The 4412-nt window shown below is 46.1% G+C and carries 5 protein-coding genes; all 5 read left to right on the plus strand.

Annotated features, from left to right (window positions below):
• The first annotated feature begins 81 nt into the window (after nucleotides 1–81).
• Nucleotides 82–849 carry a flagellar assembly protein FliH gene (gene fliH / locus C1T29_RS10170; RefSeq protein ID WP_020451392.1) on the plus strand — a complete coding sequence of 256 codons (768 nt, stop codon included), beginning with the start codon at nucleotides 82–84 and terminating at the stop codon, nucleotides 847–849.
• Entirely contained in the window at nucleotides 846–2162 is a 1317-nt protein-coding gene (gene fliI / locus C1T29_RS10175) for a flagellar protein export ATPase FliI (protein ID WP_095323562.1), read from the plus strand. The genes fliH and fliI overlap by 4 nt, the downstream gene beginning before the upstream one ends.
• A gap of 2 nt (nucleotides 2163–2164) precedes the next feature.
• Nucleotides 2165–2608 (plus strand): flagellar export protein FliJ, encoded by a 444-nt coding sequence (gene fliJ, locus C1T29_RS10180; RefSeq protein WP_020451394.1) that lies wholly within the window; start codon nucleotides 2165–2167, stop codon nucleotides 2606–2608.
• A 13-nt stretch (nucleotides 2609–2621) separates the two neighbouring features.
• Nucleotides 2622–3236 (plus strand): MotE family protein, encoded by a 615-nt coding sequence (locus C1T29_RS10185; protein ID WP_020451395.1) that lies wholly within the window; start codon nucleotides 2622–2624, stop codon nucleotides 3234–3236.
• A 1-nt stretch (nucleotide 3237) separates the two neighbouring features.
• Nucleotides 3238–4412, plus strand: a 1175-nt coding sequence (locus C1T29_RS10190) for a flagellar hook-length control protein FliK (protein ID WP_208945680.1), incomplete at its 3' end; no start/stop codon positions are given.

Consider the following 4412-nt stretch of genomic DNA (forward strand, 5'->3'; position numbering starts at 1 on the left):
AAGAAGCTCAATCCAGAATCGTAAGCGTCATCCGAAGACTTGAAGAAGCAGGTGAGATCGTAATCGCCAGAGGCGGAGGAGATGATATCATTGTCTAACATTATTAAACAGCGATTATCATCAATACCGCCAAAAGAAAGGCGGACGATTTCATTAAAGGAAGTCAAACTTCCTGAAACAGAAACTGAACTTGATACCGGACAGGATCCGGAATTCCTCCTCGATCATGCCAGACAGGAAGCAGGGAAAATATACGAAAAAGCGAACGCTGAACTCGAACAGGTCAGACGGCAAATCGAAGAGGAAAGGATAAGCTGGGAAACAGAACGCGAAGCGCTGATAGACCAGGCGAAACAAGAAGGCTTTCAAGCGGGGTTTGAACAGGGAAAGGCCGAGGCCCAAAGCACTTATCAATCCTATTTGGATGAAGCCAACGCCATCGTCGGAGCGGCGAGGCGTGACTATGAAGAAAAAATCGAACAATCTTCCGAAGAAATTGTCGAACTTGCCGTGTCGCTGGCTAAAAAAGTTTGGAATCAAAAGGCTGACGACAAAGAAGCTTTTTCAGCCCTCGTCAAACAGGTGCTGTCCGAAATGAAGGAGTTCGATGACATTGCCGTCTATGTGGATCCGGAGTATTACACAGAGGTTCAAAGCCACAAAAACGAACTTGAGCAGCTCCTCCAATATGGCGCCCATCTCGCGATATACGCCGATGAAAAAGCGCCAAAGGGAACGTGCTATGTTGAAACGGCTTTCGGAAGAATTGATGCAGGAATCGACACTCAATTACAGCAGCTGAAACAAAAACTGCTCAGCCTGCTTGAAACGGCAGGTGTTGTCCAGTGATGCTTGAGCAGCTGCTTGAATGTATAGAAACCGCAGACTCCTACAAACGTTACGGAAAAGTCAAACAAGCGGTCGGCCTGATGATTGAATCCAAAGGACCTGAATGCTCAATCGGCGATGTCTGCAAAATCTATACAAAAGGTGACGGGCCAAAGGCCATCAAAGCAGAGGTCGTCGGCTTCAAAGACCAAAATATTCTTCTCATGCCATATTTGGAAGCGGCCAATATTGCACCCGGCAGCATTGTCGAAGCGACGGGAGAATCGCTCAGAGTCAAAGTCGGCTCCGGCTTGATCGGGCAAGTTGTCGATGCATTCGGCAATCCGCTCGACGGCAGCGCGCTTCCGAAAGGTTTGGCTCAAGTTTCGACAGAACAGGCGCCGCCTAATCCGATGAAAAGGCCGCCAATCAGAGAAAAAATGGCGGTCGGCGTCAGATCAATCGACAGTCTGCTGACCGTCGGAAAAGGACAACGTGTCGGGATATTCGCCGGAAGCGGCGTCGGAAAAAGCACGCTCATGGGCATGATTGCAAGAGAGACGGCCGCAGACTTGAATGTCATCGCTCTTGTCGGAGAGCGGGGCCGCGAAGTCAGGGAGTTCATTGAGAAAGATCTTGGCGAAGAAGGGCTGAAGCGCACGATCGTTGTAGTGGCTACTTCTGACCAGCCGGCATTGATGCGGCTGAAAGCGGCATATACAGCAACAGCGATTGCCGAGTACTTCCGCGACAAAGGACAAAACGTGATGTTCATGATGGACTCGGTGACAAGGGTTGCCATGGCTCAGAGGGAAATCGGCCTGGCGACGGGCGAACCGCCGACGACGAAAGGTTATACACCCTCAGTGTTCGCTATTTTACCTAAGCTCTTAGAACGAACAGGAACGACGGAAAACGGGTCAATAACTGCTTTCTATACGGTTCTTGTCGACGGTGATGATATGAATGAACCGATCGCCGATACTGTCAGGGGAATCTTGGACGGTCATATCGTTCTTGACCGGAGCCTTGCGAATAAAGGCCAGTTTCCGGCAGTCAACATTTTAAAAAGCATCAGCAGGGTGATGTCAAACATCGCCGGGAAAGATCATATAAGAGCAGCGAACCGGTTCAGGGAAATGCTGTCAACCTATCAAAACTCAGAGGACCTGATCAACATAGGAGCCTATAAAAAAGGGTCTTCCAGAGAAATTGATGAGGCCATACAATTCCACCCTAAGCTGATCAGCTTCCTCAAGCAGGAAGTGGATGAAGCGGCGTCGCTGGAAGAGAGCATTTCTTTATTAAAGAGTCTTACAGGAAGAGAGGATTAAGAATGGCTTATTCATTTAAATTTCAAAAGCTCCTCGAGCTTAAAGAAAATGAAAAAGACCAATCATTCGCTGAATATCAGCACTCAGTTTCCGAATTCGAAAAGGTCGCGGAAAAGCTGTATGAAAGCATGAACCAAAAAGAAACGCTAGAAAAAAACAAGGAAATCAAGATGCAGACAGGAATGAGCGTTCAGGAAATGCGGCATTATCAGCAATTTGTCACAAATCTTGAAACGACTATCTACCATTATCAAAAGCTCGTCATGATGAAGAGAAATGAAATGAATGAAAAACAGCACGATCTGACGGAAAAAAATATCGAGCTGAAAAAATTTGAAAAAATGAAAGAAAAGCAGTTTGAAATGTATTCGCTGCAAAACAAAGCAAATGAGTTAAAGGAAATGGACGATATCTCCATTGCCCAGTACATAACTCAAGGAAGCTAGGGGTAGAAAAACGATGACCGAAGAAAAAAAAGCCGGTAAATTTCAGACATTTTTGTTTGTCATCGTCATTCCGCTGATCTTTTTAATCGTTGTAGCGTTTGTCGGCATGTGGCTTTTGGGCGTCAATTTCCAGGATGCAGCCTCCAAAATCCCCGTTGTTAAAGAGCTTGTGAAAAACGGCGAGGATCAGGACAAAGATCACGCAGCAAAGCAGCAGGAGAACAAAGCAGAAAAGCTCCAAAAGACGATCGATGAACAAAAAAGCGAAATCGAAACGCTGACGAGTGACTTGAAAACGAGTGATCAAGAGATTAAAAGGCTGAAACAAAAAATCAGCTCGTTCGAAAAAACGGAAAAAGATGAAAAAGAGCAGAAAGAAAAGAACGCCGAAGGTCAAGGAGACGGAAAAAAAGTCGTCAAAATTTATGAAAGCATGCAAAGCAATAAAGCTGCAAAAATTTTAAGCGAATTAAAAGAAGAAGAGGCAATCAACATTTTAGATTCTTTAAGCAAAAAGAAAGTGACTGAGATCCTCTCCAAAATGTCTCCTGATAAAGCGGCTGTATTCACAGAAAAGCTTGTGAAAAACGAAGCGAAAAATGAAAAGAAAAAAGAAGGGGGGGAATAGCTTGAGGCTTTTTGACGCAATCTCTTTTGATGCCAAGCCTGCGGCGGATACCGCAACTGCAAAAACGAGCAGGACGCCTCTGGGCGGACTCTTTCAAAATGTGCTCCAAAAGGAAAACAGCTCACTTTCCCCTTTTCAAAAGGGAGAAGAACCTTCTCAGGACACGTCATTGGAAGGGCTTTTGCATGAACTGAAGCAATGGCTTTTAAATAATGAAGGCGGCTCCTTCAATGAAGACTGGTTGAATTCCCTCCAGCATGTTGAAGAGCTGAATCCATCTCCGGATGAACTCGCATTGGCAGAACAGCTGTTACAGCAAATAAAAGAGCTGCTTGAAAATGCTGCTCTGCCTGGACAATCAGGCAAAACAGCTGATGCTATTGAAGCTTTGCCTGCTGACGAAAGCGGGACAGAAGAGCCGAAACTGCCTGACCTGCAAATTCTTGGTCAGATTCAGCAGCTGCTCGCTGTGATCGTAAATGAAAATCAACCGGCACTCAAAACTTCACAAATCGCAGAAATATTGAAACAAGCGCCGGAATTTCTCGCCGCTCTTCAGACAAAGGCGGGAACAGAAGGGCTGATTGATGAACTTAAACGCCAATTTTTCACAAAAGATCCGGGTGAGTCGCAGCTTTTGTCCATGTCAAACGCCGAGCTGAAAAGCTTGAAAAGTGTAATGGAGCAGATGATGAACGCAAACGCTGAACCGGATCAAAAAGAGTGGAAAATGGCGGAAAGCGAACTAAAGGCAATGCTCATGAGCAAAAAAACCGATGTCTCTCTTTCTGAGAAGCCGTTGTCCTTTGTTTTGAACGGAAGGGAAATTCAAACTGAAGGAAAGCAAGGCCAAAAGGAACAGCCGATTCAATCCTCTGTACTGGCCAATCATCGGACAGGCGCAGTGCTGATCCAGGGTCTCCAAACTTCGGCGGCAGAGGAATCTTCCGCTCAGCCGAAAAGCTTTTCAGAACAAATTCTCAGCTCATGGAAACAGATGAAGTATACACCGTTCGGCAGATCGACAGGCAGTTTCACGATCCGCCTGAATCCTGAAAATCTTGGCTTTATCACGATCAAGCTCGTCAAACAGCACGGGATGTTTTCGAGCAAAATCATCGCATCGACCCAGTCGGCTAAAGAGCTGCTCGAACACAATCAGATCGGAAGCGCCCA

The organism is Bacillus sp. MBGLi79, assembly GCF_002953915.1.

Coding starts and splice junctions, on each gene's coding strand:
- fliH (WP_020451392.1), top strand. CDS start 82: ATGATATCATTGTCTAACATTATTAAACAGCGATTATCATCAATACCG.
- fliJ (WP_020451394.1), top strand. CDS start 2,165: ATGGCTTATTCATTTAAATTTCAAAAGCTCCTCGAGCTTAAAGAAAAT.
- C1T29_RS10185 (WP_020451395.1), top strand. CDS start 2,622: ATGACCGAAGAAAAAAAAGCCGGTAAATTTCAGACATTTTTGTTTGTC.